The following is a 26,047-nucleotide window of genomic DNA, read 5'->3' as shown; positions in this document are numbered from 1 at the left end:
AATAGTGGTTCTATTTGCTAAAAATTTCCGACTTTTTAGACCAATTTGCTGCCACCGCAGTAGGGCAGTCTATTCTCGGACAGCCTCCTAGATCAGGCTGTGGGTATTCTATAAAATCTGAAGGTGCGTACCGAATAAAATCCCCTGTGTCAGTACGCTTGATGGTATTGAAAGGAAAACAGATTGCTCTATAGTAGCTGGTATGACAAAAAATAGGCTAACAACACTGGACGAACACCACATGATTCGCATCCGGGATCGTATGGAACGCTTGTATATTTTGGCGGAAAGCCGGATGCAAAGGACGTTTTCACGCCCTGCACTGGAGATTACCCTGAAAGGGGAAACAGCCGGACAAGCCTGGCCCCATAAAAACCTGATCCGCCTTAACCCTGTCTTATACCTGGAAAACCAGGAGCACTACCTTAAACAAACAGTGGCCCACGAAATCGCCCACCTGATAGCGTATGAGCACTACGGCTCTGAAATAAGACCCCACGGCAGGGAATGGCAGTGGATTATGACCTGTATTTTTCAGTTGCCAGCCGAACGCTGCCACCAATACGACACAAGACGTTCATCTAGCCGGCCTTATCTATACCGGTGCTTCTGTCACGATAAGCATACCCCTCTCAGTGCTATCCGCCATAAACGCGCCCGAAGAGGGGTTGTGTATTTATGCGCGACCTGCCGTTGCCCATTAACCTTTGACAAGGCCAACCCCCTGTAAAAGCCGGTCTTAATCTTTTTAAAAGTGAAACGCACGCCACTTTTATTGGCGGCCTGGTATTGGCGGCCCGGCACATAAAAGAGGGTGAACAGCTTGCTGACGGCTGGCTCAAAACGTCTTAGTCTTTTTGTCATGCGCACTTGCGCAACAAAGCCTGCCAAAATTTTTCACACACAGTCCTCACAATGTGAAAGCATGGTCTATAGTAAGTCTCACGTAAAGAAACGTAAGTTAGTGAGAAGACCACACAATGAGCCAACAAGTCATAGTTACCCGATTAACGCCCCCTTTGCGCCACAGACTAGTCTCCCGCATATTCCTGTCATTTATTGTCTGTTTTGGGCTGCTAGCTATTGTCCCTGACACATCAGCCAACCCAAAAGAATTGATTCTGGAATTTGTGAACAAGCTTTCAGATATGCCCGATGAAAATCCGTCTATCTTTAATACACAATTTCTACACACAGTTTCCAAAGCATTTCCTGAACAGACAGTTCCACAACCAGATGGGCGCGTTAGCTGTCGCGATTACAAAGCAATACTCATTAAATTTGCCGCAACCTACACTGGCACAGTGAATGAAGAAAGACTCGAGACAGCAATAGCGCACATAGACTTCCTAACACCAAAAGCAGGCCCAAATACATGCGTAACAAAAATAAGCGGTACTAAAGCTCCACATGGTGGTAATACAGCCTCTCAACAAGGCCCTTGTCACCTGAAGCATTCTCTGGTTTACCGTTCCCGACAAAATCTCACGTCAAAAGCCACCAAATACCCCCTTGAGGCAGCGTTTAGCGCATTAAGGATGTTAAGCGATCCGGCACTGATCGAAATAAAAGAAAACCAATTTGAATGCAGTCCATTTAAGCTCTTCGACAATCTGATCAGACCCCAAATGCCTTGGAGTGAACAAACCGCTCTTGAATGGGAACAACTAATAACCTGCTATCCTCAACCATCAACAGCACAGGACGGGGTTAGTTTGTTACTTTCCATGGCTTTGGACTCATATGCCCCACAGACATTTAGCTGGGTAGATGCTCACAATTATGACAACAACGTTATGAATGTCAATTTACAGGACTATTCCGGTGATCTAGAGCAATCCATCAATAGTCACAGCCCCAGGGTTAGCGATTATGAAAAATTCAAGAACCTTATTGTTGCTATTGATCACCAAAGTCATTCTCCCTCCGATTCTCCGGTAGACGTCCCGGTAATAAATCTGACAGTACTCGATCTTAAAAGCGGCTATTATGTATACCTAGCAATGAAACCTGTTACGGTGGTGTTTGATAGCGTGGATCATACCGATCATGACGCTACTTCTTATACCGTACTGTCAGGCGACTCAATTCCACAAAAAGAAATCCAATCAGTCTCAAAGACCCATGCCATTTCCTTAGTGATTTTCGAAAAGGTAGTTTCCATTACCAGTGACGAAAGTTCTGAAGACGATTGTGGCAATGATTAAGACCTTTGGCAGTGAAACCTGTCAATGAATGTAAACGTTGTTGATCGAACTAATTCGCAGTAATTCAAAAGGGTTGAGGATGCTCCGGTTGTTAAAACGACCGGAGCGTCTGTCTTAACTACAGCTCCCTTCCCTTCCCGGCGGCAATCCGCATTCTCAAGGCGTTGAGTTTAATAAACCCTTCCGCGTCTTGCTGATTATAAGCGCCCGCGTCATCCTCAAAGGTCGCAACCGTTTCATCAAACAGTGACTGGTCAGACTCACGCCCAATAACAGAGACATTCCCTTTATAAAGTTTGACACGTACCCGCCCGTTCACGTACCGCTGACTGTAATCAATCATCTGTTGCAGCATTTTCCGCTCAGGCGAGAACCAATAACCGTTATAAATAATCCTGGCATATCGTGGCATTAGCTCATCTTTTAAGTGAGCCACTTCACGATCGAGGGTAATCGACTCAATGGCACGATGTGCTTTCAACATGATAGTTCCGCCTGGTGTTTCATAGCAGCCGCGGCTTTTCATACCCACAAACCGGTTTTCGACAATATCGGTTCGACCAACACCATGGGTGGCCCCTGCTTTATTCAACCACTCAAGCACCTGGGCTGGCGTTAATGCTTCGCCGTTAATGGCCACAATATCACCGCCCTGGTAGGTCAAGTCAAAAATCCCCCCCTGGTCCGGCGCCTGTTCGGGAGACGTTGTCCAGCGCCACATACTCTCTTCAGCAGCGGTCCAGGTATTTTCGAGCATATCGCCTTCGTAGGAAATATGCAGCATATTGGCATCCATGGAATAAGGTGATTTACCCTTTTTCTTTTCCACCGAAATGCCGTGGCGGTCACAGTACGCCAATAGTTTTTCCCGGGAATTCAAGTCCCAGGTACGCCAGGGGGCGATCACGCAGATAGACGGCATCAAGGCGTAAGCACCGAGTTCAAAACGCACCTGATCATTTCCTTTACCCGTGGCACCGTGGGCAATAGCATCTGCCCCCGTTTCTCTGGCAATTTCCACCAGGCGTTTGGCAATCAGCGGACGGGCAATGGAGGTACCTAGCAAGTATTCCCCCTCGTACACCGTATTGGCACGAAACATGGGGAATACATAATCACGCACAAACTCTTCACGAAGATCTTCTACATAGATTTCACTGATACCCATGGCCTGGGCTTTGGCCCGAGCCGGTTCAACCTCTTCCTGTTGCCCTAAATCTGCTGTGAAGGTGACCACCTCATAGCCCTGGTCTTCTTCCAACCACTTGGCTATAACGGAGGTATCCAGGCCACCAGAATAGGCCAGTACAACTTTTCGGACTGTTTTCATCGAAAGACTCCGATCCAATGAACATTTTGTCATTATTAAGCAACCTGCGAATGGCTACACTGGGAGCCTGTCGGACTTAAGACAATTTCGGCCTAAAATCCAGAAAGCGCGAGAAAGCGCGAAAAAGCGCGAAAAAGCGCGGCCAGAATTTCCGGTCAATTTGCTTAAATAGATCAACTATTCGCACAAATTGATCGAAAATTCTGACTCGCCCTACTGAATTTTATGCTCGAAAGCAGTCCGACAGGCCCCTGGCTTTTGGAGACATACCTGCTCACCAGCAACCAGCCATTGTACAAAAAGCACCTATCATATTACCCTGAATTTCGATACGATCGCAGTCCGGTTCAGGCCATTGCCCAGACAATTTCAGCCGGAAAAGGAAAACCAACTTCATGACCGACAGACTCACCCTCATACGTCCCGATGACTGGCACATCCACCTGCGCGACGGACAAGCACTGGCTGAAACGGTGGATTCAGCTTCCCGCGCATTCCATCGCGCCATCATCATGCCTAACCTGGTGCCTCCGGTATTAACGGCCGATGATGCCGCTGCTTATAAGTCTCGTATTGTTGAGCATATCCCTTCAGGACGGACGTTCACTCCGCTGATGACGTTGTATCTCACCGACAAAACGACACCTGCCATGATCAGCCAGGCTAAAACACAAGGTGATGTTGCTGCCCTCAAGCTCTACCCCGCAGGCGCTACTACTCATTCTGCCTCTGGCGTGACCAACATAGAACATATCTACCCGGCACTGGAGCAAATGGAAATCCGTGAATTACCGCTGTTAGTCCACGGTGAGGTCACTGACAGTCATATTGATATTTTTGATCGGGAAAAGGTCTTTATCGACCAACACCTTCGCCCACTGGTTGAGCGTTTCCCTCGCCTGAAGGTAGTGATGGAGCATATCACTACAGCCGATGCCGTCGCCTTTGTACAGGAAGCGGGTGACCATGTGGCGGCTACCATTACCGCCCATCATCTGCTGTACAATCGTAACCATCTGCTCGTCGGTGGGATTAAACCCCATTACTACTGTTTACCCATTCTCAAGCGCGACAGCCATCAACAAGCCCTGCTCAACGCAGCCACCAGCGGTGATCCGTCATTTTTCCTGGGTACCGACTCAGCCCCCCATACTCAGAATGCCAAAGAATCAGCCTGTGGCTGTGCCGGCTGTTATACTGCGCCCATTGCCATGGAGCTGTACGCGGAAGCATTTGACATGACCAATAGCCTCGATAAACTGGAGGGCTTTGCAAGCTTGTTTGGCCCGGATTTTTACCAGCGCCCCCGTAACACTGAGACAATCACCCTGATAAAGAAAGACTGGCAAATGAAAGAAACGATTGCCTTTGGTGAGAGCTGTGTTATTCCACTTAAGGCCGGTGAAACAGTTAACTGGCAACTGAAAGAAAACTAAGGAGACTCCGTGAGGGTTGATAATAACCACACCATGGCAGAACGCTTCAGAAGCTACCTGCCCGTCGTGGTGGACGTGGAAACCGGTGGTTTTAATGCTGCCACCGATGCGCTTTTGGAAATCGCCGCGTTGCCTATAGAAATGGATGAAGCAGGTTATCTCCACCCCGGTGAGATGATATCCTTTCATATTAAACCCTTTGAAGGCGCAAATATTGAGCCATCAGCCATTGAGTTTATTGGCGTAAATCCGTTTCACCCACTGCGCGTAGCTCACGAGGAGGAAGAAGCCCTTAGCAAAATCGCCCGGAGCGTGCGTAAGTCTGTCAAAGCTCAGGACTGTACCCGGGCTGTCCTGGTGGGTCATAACGCCGCTTTTGATTTAAGCTTTATCATGGCCGCGATGGAGCGCAACCATATCAAACGCAACCCGTTCCACCCATTCTCCTGCTTTGATACCGCAACGCTATCAGGCCTCGCCTATGGCCAAACGGTCCTGTCCAAGGCATGTGAAGTGTCCGGGGTTAACTTTGATAAGAATGAGGCACACTCAGCGCGGTATGACACCGAGAAAACAGCTGAGCTGTTTTGTAATATTGTCAACCGCTGGAAAGACCTGGGCGGATGGGGCTGACCCCACCCCTTTGAGCAGACGACATTTTGCCACCATCAGAGTCCGTAAGTCTTTTGCAGATAGTCAGACACACCATTGTCATTAGCAGACCCGATAACATCCAGTTCCGGTAAGCATGCGAGAAGACGCTTGTCCGCATTCCCCATTACCAGCCCTTTTCCTGCTGCCTTAAGCATGCCCGCATCGTTCATCCCATCACCAAAGACCATCGTCTCTTCAAAAGTATGCCCTTTCAGTTGGAGCACTTCTGCCAGGGCTTCCCCTTTACAGACACCAGGTGCCATCACTTCAAAACAGTAGGGTAAAGAGTAGGTCAGCGTTAATCGGTCACCGTAACGTGCCTCAATAGCAGCGGCTAACGGTTGAACCGCTTCATGGGTCTGTGCGATAAAAAAGATTTTCTGCGTGTTATGGGGACTCACTCCTTTCAGTGGTTGCTTGATATAACCAAAGCCTGAGTCCTTATGAAACGACAGAATTTCCGGGTCGTCCTCTTCCACAAACCAGGACTCCCCCTGATAGATATTTGTTCTGACCCGGCCTTTATAAGCGCTCGCCATAGTCACTAACGGCTGAACCAGTGAAGGGTCAATATTATGCTGAATAATCAGCTCGTCCGCAGGATTGTAAACGCGGGCACCATTGGCGGTAATCAGGTACATATCGATACCCAACAACGCCCTTATTGCCTTCACATCCTGATGGTGCCGGCCTGAGGCAATCACAAACCGGACCCCCCGATTACGCAGCTGACGAAACACATGCCGTGTGTGCTGAGTCAACTCATGGTTATCATTCAAAAGGGTTCCATCCAGATCAGATACAACAACAGGGTACATGCAGAGCCTCAGCAGCGTTAGTCTAGGAGCCTGTCGGACTTATGCTTTCGAGCATAAAATTCAGCAGGGCTGAGTCAGAATTTTCGATCAATTTGCGCGAATAGTTGACCTATTTAAGCCAATTGATCGGAAATTCTGGCCGCACTTTCTCGCACTTTCTGGATTTTAGGCCGAAACTGTCTTAAGCCCGACAGGCTCCTAGGAGCCTGACCGAGAATAGCGCCCGTAGCGAGGATTACGAGAAATTGAGGATAAAAATTTCTGCTTCTGAGGATAATAGTGGGGCTATTTGACGAAGAAGCAGGAATTTTTAGACCCATTTATCGCAACCGCAGTAGGGTAGTCTATTCTCGGTCAGGCTCCTAGGTCTTATTCAAAGTGGTCATAATAACGAAGGTCACAGGCGTGTCCAGTGGGGAAGATGGCAAGCACTCTAACAAAACCATCATCAAGGCGGGGACAACGTTGGTTACCCCCACCTTTTCAACCTTTTCAACCTTTTCAACCTTTTCAATCTTTTCAATCTTTTCAATCATTGCTTCAAGCAATTATCAAGGCTTTGGTTTATCAAACACAATAACGCCATCAACAACCGTGCCATGAATCGTTTCACCCGCGCTATACTGACCTGACAGTATGGCCTGCGCCAGGGGATTCTCAATACGCTGCTGGATCGCCCGTTTTAATGGACGAGCGCCGTATACAGGGTCAAAACCCGCTTCTGCCAGTAGTTTCATCACCTCTTCTGATAAGCTCAGACTTAACTCACTTTCTCCCAGGCGCTGACGCAACCGTGCCAGCTGGATGTCAGCAATCCCCTCAATTTGACCCGCTGATAAAGGATGGAAGACCACAAGTTCATCAATACGATTAACAAATTCAGGACGGAAGTGAGTCCCAACTACCGCCATTAATGTCTCTTTGACCTTTTCAAAACTTTCGCCCCGCATAGTTTGGATGACTTCTGAGCCCAGGTTTGACGTCATCACAATCACGGTATTGCGAAAATCCACGGTACGCCCCTGACCATCAGTTAAACGACCATCTTCCAGTACCTGCAGAAGAATATTGAATACATCAGGGTGCGCTTTTTCCACCTCGTCCATAAGTACCACAGAATAAGGTCTGCGACGAACAGCTTCAGTCAGATAACCGCCCTCTTCATAACCCACGTAGCCAGGAGGTGCGCCGAGCAAGCGAGCCACAGAATGCTTTTCCATAAACTCAGACATATCAACACGAACAATGGCATCTTCGGTATCAAAAAGAAATTCAGCCAACGTTTTACATAACTCGGTTTTACCAACCCCGGTGGGGCCTAGAAACATAAAAGAACCCTTGGGCCGATTGGGGTCTGACAAACCGGCCCGTGACCGACGGACAGCATTAGCCACAGCGACCACCGCCTCATCCTGTCCAATGACTCGCTGATGCAGCGCTTCTTCCATCCGTAGCAATTTATCCCGCTCACCTTCAAGCATCCTGGTCACAGGAATACCTGTCCATTTAGAGACAACCTCAGCAATTTCTTCGTCGCTCACTTTATTTCGCAGCAGCTGGTTGTCGGTTCCGCTGTGAGCAGTATCTTCATCCGCCTGCTTTAGCTGTTTTTCCAGCTCAGGCAGCCGACCATACTGAATCTCGGACATTTTCGCCAGATCACCGCTGCGGTTAGCCACTTCGAGCTCAATTAACAGTTTCTCTTTTTTTTCCCGCAGCTTTTGTGAGCCTTGCAAGACCGCTTTTTCAGATTTCCAGACTTCTTCGAGATCGGCATAGTCTTTTTCCAGATCAGCCACCTCATGATTCAAACGGGACAAACGCTCCTTTGAGGCATTATCCTGCTCTTTTTTCAACGCTTCCTGTTCAATTTTTAACTGAATCAGACGACGCTCGAGACGATCCATCACTTCAGGTTTGGAGTCCATTTCCATCCGAATACGACTGGCTGCCTCATCAATCAAATCAATGGCCTTATCGGGCAGCTGTCTGTCAGTGATATAACGCTGAGATAAACGCGCGGCGGCAACAATGGCGGGGTCAGTAATATCCACCCCGTGATGCACTTCATAACGCTCTTTTAACCCACGTAAAATCGCAATGGCATCTTCCTCTGTGGGTTCATCCACCAGCACTTTTTGAAAACGGCGCTCAAGGGCCGCGTCTTTTTCAATAAACTTGCGGTATTCGTCCAGTGTAGTGGCACCCACGCAGTGCAACTCTCCCCGTGCCAGTGCCGGCTTGAGCATATTACCGGCATCCATGGCACCATCAGCTTTTCCGGCACCGACCATGGTGTGAATTTCATCAATAAACAGAATAATCTGCCCTTCCTGCTTGGCCAGGTCATTCAATACGGCTTTTAATCGCTCTTCAAATTCACCCCGAAATTTCGCGCCGGCAATCAATGCGCCCATATCCAATGAAAGCAGCTTTTTGCCTTTAACCCCTTCGGGCACTTCACCATTAACAATGCGCTGAGCAAGACCTTCAACAATGGCCGTCTTGCCGACGCCGGGCTCACCCATCAAGACGGGGTTGTTTTTGGTTCGTCGCTGGAGCACCTGAACCGTACGACGAATTTCATCATCACGACCAATAACCGGATCCAGCTTACCCTGCTCCGCTCGCTCCGTCAGGTCAATGGCGTATTTAGCGAGGGCGTTACGAGTATCCTCTGAATTGGCGTCGTTGACCGCTTCACCACCACGAATATTTTTAATGGCCGTCTCCAGTGCCTGTTTGCTCACCCCCTGAGCATTAAGGGCTTCTCCCAGGGGGCCTTGGTCATCCATCATCACTAACAGCACAAGCTCACTGGAGATATACTGGTCTCCCGCTTTCTGGGCTTGTTTATCGGCCAGGTTCAGCAGTCGGATGAGTCCCTGAGACGGCTGAATATCCCCGGTAGGATGATTAATCACCGGCACCTGCTCCAGTATACGGTTGAGGGCCCGATACAACGTTTCACCATCAAACCCCACCTGCATCAGTAACGGTTTTACTGCCCCTCCCTGCTGGTCTAACAATGCCAGTAACAAATGCACCGGCTCCATGTGGTTATGATCTTTCCCCACGGCCAACGACTGCGCGTCCGCCAGTGCGGCCTGAAGCTTGCTGGTGAGTCGGTCTGCTCGCATCATTCTTTCTCCCGCCAATGGTCAATGGCTTTTTGTAGGACTTATGGGGGACAATATGGCGGCAACACTGATAATTTCAAGAACATGGGGCAACTTCGCATTTTTTAATGATAAAAACATCTGTAACGGAACATCAGGGTAAGAAAATGCTAATAAGCTGTTCATGCTCTTTTGTGAAAAGCGAAACCCATGGGAAAACCTGTCTGCTTTTCGATTCTCTAAGAACCCGGTGGGGCTATATAACGAAGAAAAATCCACAACAGGCAGCTTTTATCAGCCGTTGCAGCCCATAAAAATTGTGAACAACGTCTTATAGTCCTGTCGCGCCTATACGTATTTTCCCCGCACCGCTGACTGAGACATACCAACACCAAGCGCAGGCGTGAAATGACCGGAGGCTGGTATGTCCAGCACTGCTATTACAGGTTTTGAGCATTAAGTGGAAGGTTTTCATCCTTTACTTACTCCAACATCGCCGTTGACTTACGGAAAATACTTTCTGTTCATCTTTGTATATATACCTATAATGCGCCGGTCATCATTTTTCAGGTAGCCGTTTCTCATGCACATTTTAATGAGCCTTGTGGGGATTGCCGTCCTCCTGGGGATAGCCGTATTATTGTCAGACAACCGTCGGGCCATTCGGCTACGAACAGTGGGAGGAGCTTTCGCCATACAGTTTTTCCTTGGTGCATTTATTCTTTATGTGCCAGTGGGACAGGAGGTACTGGGTCAGGTTTCTAATGTTGTCAGTGGGGTGATCAACTACGCCAATACAGGGATTTCATTCGTGTTTGGTGAACTGGCCAACTTTGATAAAGTGGGCCTTGTGTTTGCGATTCATGTACTGCCAATAATTATCTTTTTCTCAGCACTGGTGGCCGTACTTTATTATTTCGGTATTATGCAGATAGTTGTTGCCGTGTTAGGTGGCGCGCTTCAAAAAGTATTGGGCACCAGTCGTACGGAATCCCTATCCGGCACAGCGAATGTATTTGTGGGTATGACCGAAGCGCCCCTGGTCGTTCGTCCTTACATTAAACATATGACACAGTCCGAACTGTTTGCCGTCATGGTGGGCGGCCTGGCTTCTGTTGCCGGTTCTGTCCTGGCCGGCTACGCGGCCATGGGGGTTGACCTGAAATTTTTGATTGCGGCCAGCTTTATGGCCGCACCCGGTGGCCTGTTGATGGCGAAAATTATCAAGCCTGAAACAGAAACGCCCACAGAAAAAAGCGTTGAGGGCGAAGACGAAGAAAAACCTGCCAATGTGATTGACGCTGCCGCCAGCGGCGCCTCTTCTGGTCTGAAGTTGGCTGCTAACATTGGTGCCATGCTACTGGCCTTTATCGGTCTTATCAATTTGCTTAATGCTATTCTTGGCGCGACCGGTGGCTGGTTTGGGTACCCTGAACTGACCATGCAATTGATCCTGGGCTATATTTTCAGCCCCCTGGCCTTCCTGATTGGTATACCCTGGAGTGAGGCCGTCACCGCCGGTAGTTTTATTGGTCAGAAGCTGATCCTTAACGAGTTTGTGGCCTTTATGGACTTTGCCAACTATATTGATGTGGCAAAGGCTTCTGAGGCAGGGGTGCAGGTGATCTCCGAGCACAGCCGCGCGATTATTACTTTTGCCTTGTGCGGCTTTGCTAACTTTACGTCTATCGCGATGCTGCTCGGCGGTTTGGGCATGATGGCGCCCAACCGTCGCCCGGACATTGCCCGTATGGGAATGAAGGCAGTTGCGGCCGGTACCTTATCCAACCTGATGAGCGCTACCATGGCGGGTTTATTCCTGGCCTTATAGCCAGAATTTTTTTGAGCGCCAATAAAAAACCATGGTATTTACTGTGGTTTTTTTGTAAGAAGCTGTTCATGAACGTTTGTGAACAGCTTTCTGGCTAGCCCTCAGGCTCTGTTGATTTAAGGTTCAACGCGCTGTGGAGAGTAATAGCATGCTAGCTGTCAGCCACAGAAGTATGGCTTTATGCATTATTGGGCTGGTGTGTTTCCTCCACCTGCTAATTGCTCCTCTGGTGCCCCTGGGCGTTGATGAAGCCCACTATGCCCTTTATGCCCGTCATCTGGCGCTGAGTTATTTTGACCATCCACCCATGGTAGGCTGGCTCCAAAAGCTGGTAGCGCCATTAGGCTACCATGTCTTTTCTCTGCGACTGATACCCACGATTCTCCTTGCGGTTATTAGCCTGCAGGTATTTCGATTAACCCCTTTGTTGTTTCCTGAAGGGCCAAAATGCCAGGCACTGGCAGCCGTATTGATTACCAATGGCGCGCCTGTATTGCAGCTGATGGGCTGGGGACTGGTGCCCGATCTGCCATTGATTCTATTGGCATTACTGGCGCTGGAGTTAACGTTAAAAATCAGCCAGTACAACCGGTTAACACACTGGCTGTTATTAGGCGTTGTCTACGGTTTGGCGGGCCTCACTAAATACACTGCCATTTTCCTACCTTTAGGATTGGCCGTCTTTTTATGGCAGCAGCAGGGGCTGCGCTGGTTGTATCAGATAAAACCCTGGGTAGCCCTTGTGCCAGCTTTGGTGTTGATTGCACCGGTATTGATCTGGAACAGCCAGCACCAATGGATTTCATTTACCTATCAACTGAACCACGCGCGAGGTGGCAGCTGGCAACTGAAAAATACCCTCGCCATGCAGGGACTGCAGGTGGTGTGCTACTCGTTAGTAGCGTATGTTGCAGGCATTGTTGCTTCCGTGTTTGCCCTGAAACAACCACGAGGACCGCACTGGCTGGTCATCTGGAGTGCCTGGCCTTTTTTGCTGGTGACAAACTGGTCGGCGGGCAACGGCGGGCTGATGCTTAACTGGTCGGCACTGGGCTGGGCATTGCTAGCACCGTTAACGGCACACTGGCTTTGCCTTTGCTGGCAACGGCCCTGGGTCAGGGGGTTAAGCATTGTTTCAGGCGCGTTGTCCGCAAGCCTGATTGCTTTTATTTTTTTCTTTTTGGCCGTGCAACCCTTGTCATGGTTCCCGTTTATGAAACCTGTGGTACGTGATGTCGTAGGGTGGCAGCAAGCCGCGCGGAAAGCATCGGACTTACTGGCTACCATGGGTGAAGCCGCCAATGGCAGAAAACCGATGTTGCTGGTGACAAACTGGAGCCGCGCCAGCCGTATTGCCTGGTACGCGTACCCGTTACCTGTTCAGGTTATTTCTGACAGGGCATCACAGTTTTCTTTGTGGTTTGGGAGTCCTGATCGCCATAGTCGGGGAATTTTAATCCGGGACAATGAGCATGGGCCTGCTTCAGAGGTTTATGAAAAAAACGGCATCACCTGCCAGCGGGTGGCAGAGCAGCAGGCAACCCTGGATGGGATAGTGGTCAACACATTTCACTTTTACCGGTGTGAGCCAGATGTTCACCAAAAAGCGGCTGATATTCATTAAAAATACCGCGCGTCAGACTGCCATTGCCTGATTTGGCAATGTGGTATTAGGCGGCAATCTTCTAACTCAAAAAATGACGCCCCAATCAGAACGCGTCAATTTCTCTAAAAATGATGCTACCATGAGCGCCAACGACTTTTTGTGATTGTTTTGTGATTGAAGGGGTTAACGCATAAAGCCCTTTGCTATTCTCCCCCGGAAAACCGCATGATCAGATCATCAGACCCTCACCTCAAGAGTGTGTTATCAACCTCCTTGAAACATGACCCTGAACATCTTGATTCATACTGACCTTCATGGCAAAAATCAGCCTGGCGCGCAACTTGAGTGATCTTGTGATGGGCTACAGAGATGATTTTTATATTGCTGAAAATATTATTGGATATACGGGTACTGCTACGTTACACCCGACAGTCTATTTTAAATACCAGTATTTATTTGGACATATTACTCAAAATCATAGAAACCCCCAAAATATCGGTCGTACCGTTGTTTATTGGGCAACTGATTATTGTGCTATGAATTATTCCAAAGAGATAACTGACCCGGCCATTTTGGAAAAACTTACACCCAGAACAACAGAGAATGGTCGTATGTTTGAATTTTATCATGGGGAGGTTCGGCACAAAAGCAGAGACCAATTTATTCCTGTACAAAACCTGAATACAACACTCAGTTCACAACTTTTTATAGCGATACACAGCTATCCCCGTATGAAAATAAAAGACATCAAATGTTGTATTGAATTATACCGCAGGTCTTGTTCTGATAAGACCTTCTTTTCTTCTCGTGTAACACCCTACTTCGATTACAGAGAGGTGGAAGATTTAAAACGTGATATTGAGTACTCATGTGAAGGTGAGAATATGTATGAGTGGTTAGCTCGCCATAGCTAAGAGCCTGTCGGACTTATGCTTTCAAGCATAAGTCCGACAGGCTCCTGGGGCCGTTCACAAGTGAGTATATCCAGCAATTTTGCCAAAGCGTATCCTCAGGACTTGCCAGTGAGGTCAGACACTGGCCTTGTACATGCTCTTTTGTGAACGACGAAACCCATGGGCGTCCTGCCTGAAAAAGCAAATGAATGCCGCAAAGCATTGACAATACCCTCCGCGATACCGATTATCTTGACCCGCAATGACAATAGTCTGTTGCATGGCGCTCACGTCAAAATGAGTACACGGGCTTACTTTAGGGGGATCTCTATGAAGATATAACCAGTGAAATATAGCCCTGCTTCGCTATTTTAACCCAGTGGGGGCTGACAGGTCAGGGCTGATTGGCGAAGACCCTGATGATATTCCCACTAATCTGATACCCTATATTTCTCAGGTTGCCATTGGTAGACTCCCCCGGCTGAAGGTATTTGGCAACGACTACCCAACGCAAGACGGTACGGGAGTTCGAGACTATATTCATGTCGTCGATCTGGCACGGGGTCATATCAAGGCCCTTGAAAAGCTTGTCAATACACCACCGCAGTGCCATGTGTGGAATTTGGGCGTCGGCAGGGGCTATAGTGTGCTGGAAATGGTCAAAGCGTTTGAAAAGGCTTCAGGGCGTCCGGTGCCCTACGAGGTTGTCCAGCGCCGCCCCGGTGATATCGCTGCCTGTTATGCGGACCCGGAAAAAGCACAGCGTGAACTGAGCTGGAAAGCGGCGCGCGGCCTGGATGACATGATGATGGACACCTGGCGCTGGCAATCAGAAACCCCGGATGGTTACCCAGACTGATCATTCTGGTGGCTGTGTTCTCTCGATAGACCGCCACAAACCGCCTTAAACAGCGATGTTAAAACCGTTTTTACAACCATTCACTGTCTTGAAGTCACCACAAAATTATCAGGACACAAATTATCAGGACAGGCTTAAAGAGAGCACCATGATTACGAAATGCTTATTTCCTGCCGCTGGCTATGGCACACGCTTTTTGCCAGCCACCAAGTCCATGCCCAAAGAAATGATGCCAGTGGTCAACAAGCCTTTGATCGAATACGGCGTTGAAGAGGCCCGTGACGCGGGTATGAATGAGATCTGCCTGGTCACCGGTCGGGGGAAACGTGCGCTGGAAGATCATTTCGATACAAACTTTGAACTAGAAAGCCAGATCAGCGGTAGTGGCAAAGAAGCCCTGTTGACAGACATTCGCGCTCTGATCAATGACTGCACTTTCTCCCATACCCGCCAGATGGAAATGAAAGGCCTCGGTCACGCTATCTTGACCGGCCAGACACTGATAGGCGATCAACCCTTTGCCGTCGTGCTGGCTGATGACCTGTGCGTGAACCCGGAAGGACCGGGCGTACTCAGCCAAATGGCAGCACTGTATCGTCAGTTCCGCTGCTCCATTGTTGCTGTTGCGCAAGTGCCCGAGGACGAGGTCCATAAATACGGTGTGATTGCCGGAACGGAGATCCGTGATGATATTCTGCGTGTCGTGGATATGGTGGAGAAGCCAAAGAATGAAGAAGCACCCAGCAACCTTGCCATTATTGGCCGCTATATCCTAACCCCCGATATTTTTAGCTTGATTGCCGATACAGAGCCGGGCAAAGGCGGTGAAATCCAGATCACCGACGCGTTGATGAAACAGGCCAGAGAAGGCTGCGTTCTGGCGTATAAGTTCAAGGGCAGGCGGTTTGACTGTGGCAGTGTTGAAGGTTTTATTGAGGCCACTAATTATTGCTACGATAACCTGTATAAACCCGTATAATAGGAGCCTGTCGGACTTAAGCTCGAAAGCGTAAGTCCGACAGGCTCCTAGCTGCCGTGACAGTTGTTCTCACGGCAATACCACCTCACAAAACCCAGTGTTATCAATATGGTTAAAAACCCTTTGCTGCTGTTCTCCAAAGGCATCGCCATGGGCTCAGCAGATGTTGTCCCCGGTGTATCTGGCGGCACTATTGCTTTTATTACCGGTATTTATGATGAACTGTTGGACAGTATAAAAAAACTGGGGCCTGCCGCATTAAAAGTCTGGTTTAAAGAAGGCTTTTTTGCCTTTTGGCACTTTATTAACGGGCCTTTCCTGCTGACTCTGGGCTGTGGCATTTTGTTAAGCCTGTTCTCACTGGCCAAGCTGATCAACTGGTTGCTGGTTACTTATCCTATTCCGTTATGGTCCTTTTTTATGGGGCTGATTCTTGTCTCGGTATGGCATATGCTGCGCCAGACGCCCAGCATCAATGTCTGTTCACTGGGAGCCCTGGCAGTAGGTGCCGTGTTTGCCTGGTGGTTTTCCGGCATGTCAGCCATGCAAGTGGAGCAGCTGAGACTGATAACCTTTTTTGTTTGCGGCGCAATTGCTATTTGTGCCATGATCCTGCCGGGTATTTCCGGCAGTTTCTTATTGCTGCTACTGGGTGTCTACGAGCCTGTCCTCAATGCGGTCAGTACCATTAACCTGCCGGTACTGGGTGTTTTTGCTGCCGGGTGTATGACTGGCCTGATGTTATTCTCCCGTCTGCTGAGCTGGTTACTGACCCACGCGCGCAATGCCACATTTGGCCTGTTAACCGGGATGATGCTGGGTTCAGTGAATAAGCTATGGCCCTGGAAGCAACCGGCTACAGACACCCTGGTCAATATCCTGCCAACAACTTACCAGGAAATGACCGGTGAACCCTCTCAGCTTGCCATTGCCGCTATTATGGCGCTGCTTGCTATCACCTTTGTCCTCACCATTGAATGGATTGCGGAACGCTAACATGGATCTACTTCATATCATCGTGCTGGCGGTTCTTCAGGGTCTTACGGAATTTCTGCCTGTCTCCAGCTCAGGTCATTTGATCCTCCCAGCTCAGCTGCTGGGCTGGCAGGATCAAGGTCTGGCTTTTGACGTAGCCATTCATATGGGTACCCTGACAGCCGTCATAGCGTATTTCAGGCAAGACATTGCCTTGTTAATCCGAGACTGGGCTGGCTCACTGACAGGTAAAAGAAAAACCCCCCATAGCCGTATGGCCTGGTTTGTCGGTTTTGCCACAATACCAGCAATCGCCTTTGGCCTGTATATCAAAAAAACCGGGGTTGATGATGACCTTCGAACCCTGGCGGTCATTACCGCCACCACCCTTATTTTTGGCGCGCTGCTGGGTGTCGCCGACCACTTTAGCAAGCGGACCGTGGCGCTCGATAAGATGACGTTCCGCCAGGCGATGGTCATTGGCTTTGCCCAGGCGCTGTCGCTGATTCCAGGGACTTCACGCTCAGGGATTACCATGACCGCAGCACTCATGCTGGGCTTTACCCGGGAAGCTGCCGCCCGTTTTTCTTTTCTACTGTCAATCCCTGTCATTCTTGGTGCCGGTACTTTACTGACGGTGGATCTGTTCAGCTCCCCTGTACCTGTTGACTGGGGCGCTATGACTATTGGCGCGCTTATTTCCGGTATCAGCGCCATGGGGTGCATTCACCTATTTCTTGGCATTATCAACCGTATGGGACTGATGCCTTTTGTCATCTACCGCCTGGCACTGGGGCTGGTGCTACTATTGTTCTTACTATGAGGCACTTTATTTGGACGAGTTAATGAGTCAGCTACTGGCCATTCCCCCATTGTGGTTGCAACTGGCGTTCTTTACGGCGGCTGCTTTTGCCCTGTTTATGGCACTGATCCCCGGGCAGGCTGATCCCATGCGCTTTATGAACGACAAACTCACCCATGCCCTTACCTTTATTGTGCTGTGTGCCATGGCAGATAGGGCTTTTCCTGCCGTGGCGCTTGCCTGGAAGTTTTCAGCATTATTCGTGTTCGGCGTCTTTATTGAAATCTGCCAGAAAATGACCGGGTACCGAAAATTCAGTGTTGGCGATATTATCGCCAATGCCGTGGGAATGACGACTTACTGGGTTATTACTTTACTTATTTGACGGCCACCAAAGATACCTTCGAGCCTGTCGGACTTATGCTTTCGAGCATAAGTCCGACAGGCTCCTAGACCTCTGTTGTCGTAGCTGCTAAATTGCCAGCCTTTTCTTTGTTTTCTTTGTTTTCTTTGAGAGTTTTACGATTTATGACACGTTTTGCTGCCAGCGTTCAGTATGATGGTGCTTCTTACCATGGCTGGCAACGGCTGAAATCAGGTTTGCCAACGGTACAGGCGGCAGTGGAGAAAGCCCTTTCGACAGTGGCAAACCACCAGATCAGTGTCGTGTGTGCGGGGCGTACCGATGCCGGCGTCCATGGGTGTAACCAGATTATTCATTTTGATACGGAAGCTGAGCGCAGTGAGCGAGGTTGGGTCTACGGCGCTAATTCCAACTTGCCCGATACTGTGACGCTAAACTGGGTAACGCCCGTACCAGAAGACTTCCATGCTCGCTTTTCCGCCCTGTGGCGTCGTTATCGCTATGTGATTTACAATCATCCCATTCGCCCGGCGCATCTGCCTAAGGGCGTTACCTGGAATTACCGCCCGTTGGACGTCTCCCGTATGCGGCGGGCCATAGGATACCTGGTGGGTGAACATAACTTCAACGCCTACCGGGCAGTACAATGCCAGGCAAAAAATCCGGTTCGAAACGTCTCTCACCTGCGTATCAGCCAACACGGCCATTTGCTGGTGATGGATATTCAGGCCAATGCCTTTTTACACCATATGGTACGCAATATTGCCGGCGTCCTGATGACCATTGGTTGTGGTAAGCGGGAACCTGAGTGGGCCAAAATAGTATTGAATAGCCGCGACCGCCGAGAAGGAGGAGTAACGGCAGCACCGTGGGGGTTATACCTTGTCGATGTGGGATATCCTGAAACATTTGCCCTGCCTTCAAGGAGTCTTGGGCCACACTTTATCAGTGCCATATCAGTGCCATAAAACAGCTCCCATTGAGAGATCAGGTTCCCAGCCCAACATAGTGAGATCATAAAGTGGATAAAGTGGATAAAGTGGAAGCTGACATTGATATTTACGCTCACCCACACATCTGGCCCACTACCGGGGTTTCAAAGGCTCAATAGCTAATGATAATAAAGCCAGGAGCCTGTCGGACTTAAGACAATGTCGGCCTGAAATCAAGAAAGTGCGATGGGTATTATCGCACGTTACAACTTCAACCAACTCAATGCCTTCTCAATGGTTTTGGCGGCGATACCCGCCTCCTTCATGGCACTTTTTATGGTCTTGGAACCAAAACCCGCTTTTTTCATTATTTTGGCAATATCCTTATGACCTTTTTTCCACAGGTCACTGGCTTTGAGCATTTTGGCAATATCACCGGATGAAAAGCCTGCTCCCTTAAGGAGTTTAGCAGCGGTTTGTGAACTGATTTTCAGGGTGTTTTTCATGACGTTAGAGACATCTTTCACCGGAAAGCCCGCGCCTTTTAACAGTTTTACCACAGCCTGGTCACTTTGCCCCAACCCTTTCATGGCGCGGCCAATAGCATGGGCATTCACCCCTGCCGATTTCAGGCTTTTGGCAATACTGGCCGGGTTGGCCCTGGCAACATGCTTTAAGGTGTTGGCTACGGTGTTAGCATCGTGCCCGACACCTTTGAGGGTTTTGGCCATAGAAGCGCCTGAGCTGCCGTAGGCACCTTTAAGCATTGAGCCAATAGCATCGGCACTGTGACCTGTGTTTTTCAACAGTTTGGCCGCCTGGGTTTCAGTCTGTTTATAGGTCTTGCGGGCAACCTTACCGATGTCGTTTGGTTTGATACCCACTTCACCTAACAACTTAACAGCTTCCTGGGCGCTGGTATTAAAGCCTGATTTTAATTCGCTGCCAATCTGCTCAGCGGTTCTGCCCATTTTATGGAGCAGACGCGTGGCTTCTCTGGCAGTCTTTTTATAACCGGTGTTCAGGGCCTTACCCACTGTGCCGGCAGCTTTGCTTATTTCAACCACGCCTTTGTCCAGGGCTTCCAGCCATTCTTCTGCGGTGTCGTACAACGTGGTGACGGCATGCTTAATTTCATTGAGCGCCTGTTTGCCCAACTGCTCAATGTGGGCGTTGTTGGCATCGGCTTCAGCAGTAAAGCTGAAATGGCTTCCGGCAAAATGGAATGAGGCATCGAGTTCCACATAGGCTTTGTTATTTTGATAGCCTATCTCGGTATCGGCGTTCACCGAGGTGCTGACCTTGACTTTACCCAGGTCGGTTTTTACGGCTAATAACCTGGCCAGGTCGAACTTGCCACTGAGACTAAAGTTAATGGCACCACTGAGGAACATATCGGTGGGTGAACCCAGGGAGCCGGCAATTTTCCAATCAAGGTCATAACGGGCTTTGATGAAGGATTCTTTCAGGGTGATGGTGGTAGCGGATGCCACAATAATATCCACCCCTTTAGTGGTGATATTGGCCAGTGTCGCTGACTCCTGCCCCAATAATCGTAAACGCCCGCTTAAGGCGATATGGGGGTTGCGCAGTTCAGGGATCTCATGCTTTGGCCGTTTAAACGACGATAAACTTATAAGTGGACCGCGCTTGTTATCGTAATCGCTGAAACGGAAAAAGTTTTTATTGACAATTTGCAAAGGCTTATCCATATAGGAGGTGGCAGCGATCCCCTTGCGATCACTGATTTCAACCTGTGTTGCCCACCGTTCCCCAAGTATTTGCAGGCAACCTGAGAGAAAATAACCCTGAGTAAACGTCAGCTCACCCATTCTTGCACCTGAGGGCGCAATATACAGCTGGGGGGAAATGGCCACCTCCAGGGTGGAGCCTTTTAATACCACTGTATAATGTCGCATACCTTCGGCCATATCCGTCAGGCTCCAGATACGCCCCGGTTTTCGCGCCACAATCAGCAGTAACTGCTCACTACCGGACAACGCCACCTTCACCTTGGCAAAGGCCGCTGATACCGCCGCGTAATCTTTATTATCCAAGGCACTGACGGTGTTTTTGTCGATGGTGAAGGTGCGCACTGCCTTGAGTTTGACTGACTTAAAGGTCTTGTTGACTTCAGCGGGCAGCTTCACCACTTTGGCAAATTCACCGGTGATATCAGCGAGGGTCATCTGGCTGACCGAACCTGCCAGTACACTGTTTGCCGGGTTGGTTGAATCGGCAATCACGGCAATGGAGGAGCTGAACTTTTTGCTGTCAATTTGTGCCGCAATGCCGAGGCTAGGTATACCACCCCAGTTAATCCCCAGCGCCAGCCCCATATTACTGAGCTGAATATTCCCGAATTTAATCGTGCCCGTTGCCGAACCAGCAAAATACACCCCGGTGGGCAGCAGGCTCATGGCCATGGCAAAGTGAACGGGCTGTTTTTGAATGTTGACGGTCAGCTGCCCTGCCAGGAACAACGACACCTTGCCCTTTTCCAGCAGAAAACCCAACTGGGCTGCTAACGGATGTTTGCCCACCAGCCTGGTATTGATTGAGGTAAACAAGCGGGTGGCATCGGCCGGGTTGTCTGATACCTGTACAGTGACCTGTAATGTTGGCTCAAGCCCCAGAATCTGCTTGAGCAATTTCATCTCTTTGCGTTTGGTATCAAGCTGCCAGCAACCATGGGCATTAAACCCGGCCACTACACCACCGGCGGGCATGGGAATGGAGCTGGAACTCAGGCTCGGATTACTGAATGCGGCCATTTCCGGGAAAGTAAACGATGGGCTGGTAAAACTGGACACCAACAATGTCAACTCCGTCAGGGTGACAGCATCATCAATGACATTGAGGTCTTTCAGGCCGGGCAACCTGGATATTTTCGGCTCATTTAACACCAGACCCAGGGCAGTGCCCCATTGCCCTTGTTGCTTACCAATCCGCAAAGCCAGTGAACCCGTATTGGCCACTTCTGTGACCAACACAAAGGTATAATCGTTACCGGCTTTGTGAATTTGCACGGTGTTGTTCTCGAAATCCAGATCAAAGGATTTGGGGAGCTTTAACTCACCGGCGGTAAAGGTGCCTAACAATTCGTTAAGGCTGGTTTTGGGGATATAACTGTAAATCAGCACATCACCGGGTGTGTCGTAAGTCATGCTGAGGGAATAGTTGTGGTAGTTGACAGTACCACTGACCGAACCGCGAAAGCCCTGCTGCTTTTCATAGGCAACAAACATGGAAATGTCGTTTACCTGCAAGGTGGCAGGCCCAATGGGAATGGGGAGTGAGCCATCGTCGCCAGTCATTGCCATGGCCATGTTATAAGAATGACCGGGGGACACCCCCAGTCGTAAGGTGCTCACTGTCAGCTCCGCGGGTGCGGGAATACCCGGTGCGTAATGTGCCAATAACTGTCCAAGGGGGATAGTGCTGTCGGCATCCATTTGGGCATAGAGGGTAAAGTGATCCTTGGAATCCGCCGTGACACTACAGCCAACATCCCCCAGATCCATTCTGGCACTGAGTTTGGTGTTGATCGCGCGCGGATCGGCGCTTTTGGCGGTGGCGAAGGGGTTATCAATGGTAAAGACGCAACTGATGCCCGTCAGCTCAAACCGGTCAGGCCATATTTCCCAGTTCAGCTCTGGCATACCTATTTCAACGGTAATATTTTTAACGGTGATGGCCTTAAGGTTGCTGTAATCCACCCGTACGCTGAATCCGGTTAATGCCAGCTTGCCCAGTTTTTTCTCTATCTTTTGCAGCTCTGCGGGCAGATTGCCCATAAAGCCATCCTTTGTACCACTGAGGCCCGCCATTTCACTCAAGTTACCCAAAGAAAGCCCTTCACACTGGGCAATACTCAACCATTGTTCGATACCGGGTTCAAAGGGCAGAGTAATAGCCGTTTCCACAGTGGCAGAGGGAATCGCCATGGAACCGGAAAAAGCCTGCACAGGTTTGAAGGCAGGGTTGGTGGAGGGTATCACCCAGTCATCACTGATGGGGGTATAAACCATCAGACTATCAGCATCCAGTGTCAGGGTATTTTTACCTAAGCTGTCGTGTATATCGATGGCAATAGTGAGCAATATACCCGGCAGCCCAGCCTCAATCTGATCCTCCACATGCCAGGGGAACAGAAAGTTCTCCCCCGTATCCATAAATTGCGTGCGAAGTTGAGCGGTGGTTTCTCCCCGCGCCGGCAAGCGGATATGCCCTCGCACGGAAAGCTCTGTGGTCACTTTAAAGGCATTGGCAGCAATAGCCAGTGGCCCTTGTGGATGGATTTTCGCCAGAAAGTTAATGCCTTTTTTCAACGGTTGCTGTGACTGACTATCTTCTGTTTCGCAACTAGACGTCACAAAGGCGGCATTAAAAAAGGCAAAGTCGTCCAAAGGTACCCGTTCTTTCTGCCAGCTCTCGCCCGTCTCACGGTTGAACAGAATGGGCTGGGTTTCATCGGGGGTTTTGGGCAAATCAGGAAAACTTTTGGAAAAGCGCCAGTCGTTAGGACCAGGGTTAGCCGTTAATAGCTGATAACTGACCGTTAGCTGGAGTTGGTCGTTATCATCAAACCACGACTCAAGGCGAGTGTTAACATTGGGTACGTTAAGATAAGAACTCACGCCCGTTATCTCAATACGCCGGTTCTGCTCATCGTTTTTGGTCAGTTGAACCTGACTCAGATTCAAGGCGCGATCGTTGTAGCACAGCGTAAAAAAATCGGACAGGGTATCGGGAAAATCACCACGGCTTAAAGAAAGGGTTTTCCGGCTGATGTTATTACTTTTTATGGCAAACAGGGTTTGCAGAACGGCGAAATCCATGATTACTCCGGTTTATCATTCATTGTTACTTTAATTGTTACTTCAATTTGATGATTGAGCAGGTTTCACACCGCCTGCGGTAAATACATCGTTAAGCCCTGCTTGTATTTCACCCATTCTTTTTTATCCACTGTATCTGAAGGCTGCCAGTTGAGTGGGTGATCCGTATCAAAGGGGATATCGAGCTGAACATAAGGATTAGCCTGCCCCATTAAATCCTGTGTACTGGGCGTAAAAACCGCTTTTGCCTTGTCATCCCAGCGATCACAATCAGTGGGTATCTCATAACGGCTGACCACTCGCTGGTCCCAACGAATACCCGGGCCATGGTGACCATCACAGCGCATCACAACCCCACCTGGAACAGTGGCCGCGCATGTTGGCAGTAATGTACGACCACAACCAACAACCAGCTGAGCCGAGATATTCCCCGTTGTTTTTGGGTAACTCTTGAGCACGCCATGATCGCGACAAATTTCCACCCCCATTTTCACGCCACCAAAAGAAACCACATGATCTGAAAACGACGGCCAGAGGTCTTTTCGTCGCATAAACTCAGCCCGATCAAGCCAGTCACCGTCAAAATCAACACCGTCTATTTTTTCGCCGTTAGCGAGCCGCTGGGACGGCAAGCCGTCTATTCGCGAGGGCGTGTATTTATTAATCTTCTGTCCACCAATCAGCTCAACCCCGCCATTAATAACATAGGTGCAATTATGGTCGATCAAGACACGTTTCGTGGTATTTTCCAGATGATTGGTATCAAGGTATTGCTCGGTCCACATAATGGTACCGGGTATCACCAGCCAATGTTTCAGTGCCTCATTCTGGTCAATGGTCGTTTTTAGCACGTTAGCAATGGCCAGGTGCATCGCTTCGGTGTATGAATGTGGCTCTTCGGGAGGACGAAAATAGAATTCAGGTGCCACAAATAGATTAAGCACACCGTCTTTTTTTAAGTCTTTGCGGTGTCTTACCGTAGTAACGGCCAGCTCCAAAGCGGTTAAAAAGCGCTGTACCCGAACAAAAACATCCCCATCCCCTTTCACGGTCTTTAGGGCATTTTTAGACCCCAGCAGGTTCACCATAAAAATCGGAGGCTTGCCAGCGAGTACATTGTCGCTGTTAACAATACCGGCACCGACCTTCATATCCGGGTAAGCAGAGAAAATTTTCTTTTGATCACCATGGTCGAGCAATGGCCCGGCAGACAGGCCATACTCAACATTCCCTCCCTTGCTGAAACCGATAGTGGGCAAGTGATAAGCGATAAAGCGAATATGGGAATAACTCACGACGGGCCTCTCCAGTGTTACCGTTAGTGTTATTGTCAATAACTGGTGAGTGGGCAGTTTCGCTGTGAAGCTCCCTCACCAGGGCAAAAATGCTGATTACAACGGGAAACGGCTCAACCAGACATGCCGGTAAACAGGGGTATGGGCAATACGGGTTTTCAAAAAAAGCAATGGATAAAAAAACAGTAACCGGATGTTGAGCAGAGGGGGCTCAAAGCGTGTCAGTTGTTGCCAGGCACGAATGAACTGAATGAGCGGAAGTGTTTTGATACTTCCTTTACCACCAGAGCACATAAAAAAAGCCAGTGGCAAACCAATGACTGTTGCCAGGATCACCGTGCTCATCAAACTCGACATGATGGTATTACCTTTTTATTGTTGTGCGTGTATTAAGTCAGGCCCAGAATAGACCTGATCAGGTGTATTATCACTCAATCCCTGATGAGGTTCCTTGAAATTACGCGACTGAAATACCTTTTCAGCTTCTTCTTCAACTGACCACCATTGTCCAATGCCTTCAGTTAAACACATGTGTACTTTACAATACCCCAGAGGCACGCCATAAAGATAGGAGTCTGACCGAGAATAGACTGCGCTACCGCGGTTGCGATAAATTGGTCTGAAAATCCCTGTTTCTTCATCAAATAGCCCCGCTATTCTCCTCAGAAACAGAAATTTTTATCCTTAATTTCTCGCAATCCTCGCTAACCCGAATCGTTCATAAACTGCCCTGAGAATTGCGCGGAACCTTGCGGCTCTAAGGTATTTCGCGAAGGAGCGCCGTACCGGGGAGTACGGTCGACTGAGCAAAACTCCCCTAGGGCCGCAAGGAGCAAGCAAGGCCAGGAACATGTTTATGAAATATCCGGGCTAAGGGCTATTCTCGGACAGACTCCTAGCGCGGGGATGTAAGCGAGGCTTGCAAAGCGAGCCATTTGTTGTATTCTCTGTCTGTCAGGCGTTTCCAGCGATTACGCTACCTGACAGGAAAAGTAAAATACCTCCGCTTTCTGCCCGTGTATCTCAACAATCCGAAAGGCAGGGCAGATTGTCGAATAAGGCTTATTACCGCTACGGGTAAGGGATACGCCGCGATACCTCACCCC

The 26,047-nt window shown here is 49.3% G+C and carries 21 protein-coding genes; 13 read left to right on the top strand and 8 right to left on the bottom strand.

All coding sequences use genetic code 11. The features are described 5' to 3' along the window. The first annotated feature begins 202 nt into the window (after positions 1 to 202). Together V4C51_RS11285 and V4C51_RS11280 are read left to right on the top strand one after the other, a co-directional pair. A complete protein-coding gene (locus V4C51_RS11285; RefSeq protein ID WP_330926264.1) occupies positions 203 to 730 on the top strand; it encodes a SprT family zinc-dependent metalloprotease in 528 nt (175 codons plus the stop codon). A gap of 250 nt (positions 731 to 980) precedes the next feature. Continuing rightward, a complete protein-coding gene (locus tag V4C51_RS11280; RefSeq protein WP_330926263.1) occupies positions 981 to 2,207 on the top strand; it encodes a hypothetical protein in 1,227 nt (408 codons plus the stop codon). 118 nt (positions 2,208 to 2,325) lie between these two features. Here the strand turns inward: V4C51_RS11280 and V4C51_RS11275 are convergent, their stop codons facing one another. Continuing rightward, entirely contained in the window at positions 2,326 to 3,537 is a 1,212-nt protein-coding gene (locus V4C51_RS11275; protein ID WP_330926262.1) for an argininosuccinate synthase, read from the bottom strand. Between the two features lie 395 nt (positions 3,538 to 3,932). Here V4C51_RS11275 and pyrC point away from each other — a divergent pair, with 395 nt between their 5' ends. Together pyrC and rnt are read left to right on the top strand one after the other, a co-directional pair. Then, complete coding sequence (pyrC, locus tag V4C51_RS11270; protein WP_330926261.1) at positions 3,933 to 4,973, top strand: dihydroorotase; 1,041 nt, start codon at positions 3,933 to 3,935, stop codon at positions 4,971 to 4,973. A gap of 33 nt (positions 4,974 to 5,006) precedes the next feature. Continuing rightward, positions 5,007 to 5,606, top strand: a complete 600-nt coding sequence (gene rnt, locus V4C51_RS11265; RefSeq protein ID WP_330926266.1) for a ribonuclease T — start codon at positions 5,007 to 5,009, stop codon at positions 5,604 to 5,606. A 35-nt stretch (positions 5,607 to 5,641) separates the two neighbouring features. Here the strand turns inward: rnt and V4C51_RS11260 are convergent, their stop codons facing one another. From V4C51_RS11260 to clpB, 3 genes are all read right to left on the bottom strand, one after another. After that, the gene (locus V4C51_RS11260; RefSeq protein ID WP_330926260.1) at positions 5,642 to 6,445 is read right to left on the bottom strand and encodes a Cof-type HAD-IIB family hydrolase; all 804 of its coding nucleotides are present in this window, start codon (positions 6,443 to 6,445) and stop codon (positions 5,642 to 5,644) included. A gap of 362 nt (positions 6,446 to 6,807) precedes the next feature. Then, positions 6,808 to 6,981 (bottom strand): hypothetical protein, encoded by a 174-nt coding sequence (locus V4C51_RS11255; protein ID WP_330926259.1) that lies wholly within the window; start codon positions 6,979 to 6,981, stop codon positions 6,808 to 6,810. Between the two features lie 15 nt (positions 6,982 to 6,996). Continuing rightward, complete coding sequence (gene clpB / locus V4C51_RS11250) at positions 6,997 to 9,585, bottom strand: ATP-dependent chaperone ClpB (RefSeq protein WP_330926265.1); 2,589 nt, start codon at positions 9,583 to 9,585, stop codon at positions 6,997 to 6,999. A gap of 562 nt (positions 9,586 to 10,147) precedes the next feature. Between clpB and V4C51_RS11245 the strand changes: the two genes are divergently transcribed. The 3 genes from V4C51_RS11245 to V4C51_RS11235 all read left to right on the top strand — a co-directional run bounded on the left by V4C51_RS11245 (position 10,148) and on the right by V4C51_RS11235 (position 13,915). Beyond that, positions 10,148 to 11,395, top strand: a complete 1,248-nt coding sequence (locus V4C51_RS11245; protein WP_330926258.1) for a NupC/NupG family nucleoside CNT transporter — start codon at positions 10,148 to 10,150, stop codon at positions 11,393 to 11,395. Positions 11,396 to 11,543: 148 nt separating this feature from the next. Further along, positions 11,544 to 13,019: an ArnT family glycosyltransferase gene (locus V4C51_RS11240; RefSeq protein ID WP_330926257.1), complete on the top strand. Its 1,476-nt coding sequence runs from the start codon at positions 11,544 to 11,546 to the stop codon at positions 13,017 to 13,019. 296 nt (positions 13,020 to 13,315) lie between these two features. Beyond that, positions 13,316 to 13,915 carry a hypothetical protein gene (locus tag V4C51_RS11235; RefSeq protein ID WP_330926256.1) on the top strand — a complete coding sequence of 200 codons (600 nt, stop codon included), beginning with the start codon at positions 13,316 to 13,318 and terminating at the stop codon, positions 13,913 to 13,915. A gap of 114 nt (positions 13,916 to 14,029) precedes the next feature. On the opposite strand, the gene V4C51_RS11230 is transcribed toward V4C51_RS11235, so the two are convergent. Further along, positions 14,030 to 14,176 carry a hypothetical protein gene (locus V4C51_RS11230; protein WP_330926255.1) on the bottom strand — a complete coding sequence of 49 codons (147 nt, stop codon included), beginning with the start codon at positions 14,174 to 14,176 and terminating at the stop codon, positions 14,030 to 14,032. Between the two features lie 70 nt (positions 14,177 to 14,246). On the opposite strand from V4C51_RS11230, the gene V4C51_RS11225 reads away from it, so the two are divergent. The 6 genes from V4C51_RS11225 to truA all read left to right on the top strand — a co-directional run bounded on the left by V4C51_RS11225 (position 14,247) and on the right by truA (position 18,841). Continuing rightward, a complete protein-coding gene (locus V4C51_RS11225) occupies positions 14,247 to 14,753 on the top strand; it encodes a GDP-mannose 4,6-dehydratase (protein WP_420797660.1) in 507 nt (168 codons plus the stop codon). A 148-nt stretch (positions 14,754 to 14,901) separates the two neighbouring features. After that, positions 14,902 to 15,732: a UTP--glucose-1-phosphate uridylyltransferase GalU gene (galU, locus tag V4C51_RS11220; RefSeq protein WP_330926253.1), complete on the top strand. Its 831-nt coding sequence runs from the start codon at positions 14,902 to 14,904 to the stop codon at positions 15,730 to 15,732. 108 nt (positions 15,733 to 15,840) lie between these two features. Further along, a complete protein-coding gene (locus V4C51_RS11215) occupies positions 15,841 to 16,728 on the top strand; it encodes a DUF368 domain-containing protein (RefSeq protein WP_330926252.1) in 888 nt (295 codons plus the stop codon). 1 nt (position 16,729) lies between these two features. Then, positions 16,730 to 17,530, top strand: coding sequence for an undecaprenyl-diphosphate phosphatase (locus V4C51_RS11210; protein WP_330926251.1), 801 nt, complete (start codon positions 16,730 to 16,732; stop codon positions 17,528 to 17,530). Between the two features lie 22 nt (positions 17,531 to 17,552). Further along, on the top strand, positions 17,553 to 17,894 hold the full coding sequence (locus tag V4C51_RS11205; protein ID WP_330926250.1) for a VanZ family protein: 342 nt from the start codon (positions 17,553 to 17,555) through the stop codon (positions 17,892 to 17,894). 143 nt (positions 17,895 to 18,037) lie between these two features. Continuing rightward, positions 18,038 to 18,841 (top strand): tRNA pseudouridine(38-40) synthase TruA, encoded by an 804-nt coding sequence (gene truA / locus V4C51_RS11200; RefSeq protein ID WP_330926249.1) that lies wholly within the window; start codon positions 18,038 to 18,040, stop codon positions 18,839 to 18,841. A 227-nt stretch (positions 18,842 to 19,068) separates the two neighbouring features. Here the strand turns inward: truA and V4C51_RS11195 are convergent, their stop codons facing one another. From V4C51_RS11195 to V4C51_RS11185, 3 genes are all read right to left on the bottom strand, one after another. Continuing rightward, on the bottom strand, positions 19,069 to 23,646 hold the full coding sequence (locus V4C51_RS11195; protein ID WP_330926248.1) for a hypothetical protein: 4,578 nt from the start codon (positions 23,644 to 23,646) through the stop codon (positions 19,069 to 19,071). A gap of 65 nt (positions 23,647 to 23,711) precedes the next feature. Beyond that, complete coding sequence (locus V4C51_RS11190; protein ID WP_330926247.1) at positions 23,712 to 24,941, bottom strand: hypothetical protein; 1,230 nt, start codon at positions 24,939 to 24,941, stop codon at positions 23,712 to 23,714. A gap of 96 nt (positions 24,942 to 25,037) precedes the next feature. Beyond that, positions 25,038 to 25,298, bottom strand: coding sequence for a hypothetical protein (locus tag V4C51_RS11185; RefSeq protein WP_330926246.1), 261 nt, complete (start codon positions 25,296 to 25,298; stop codon positions 25,038 to 25,040). Positions 25,299 to 26,047: the final 749 nt, after the last annotated feature.

Source organism: Candidatus Sororendozoicomonas aggregata, from assembly GCF_031528575.1.
Taxonomy (GTDB): Bacteria; Pseudomonadota; Gammaproteobacteria; order Pseudomonadales; family Endozoicomonadaceae; genus Endonucleibacter; species Endonucleibacter aggregata.
Note: the sequence above shows the minus strand (reverse complement) of the source record. Positions and strands in the feature narration are given on the sequence as shown.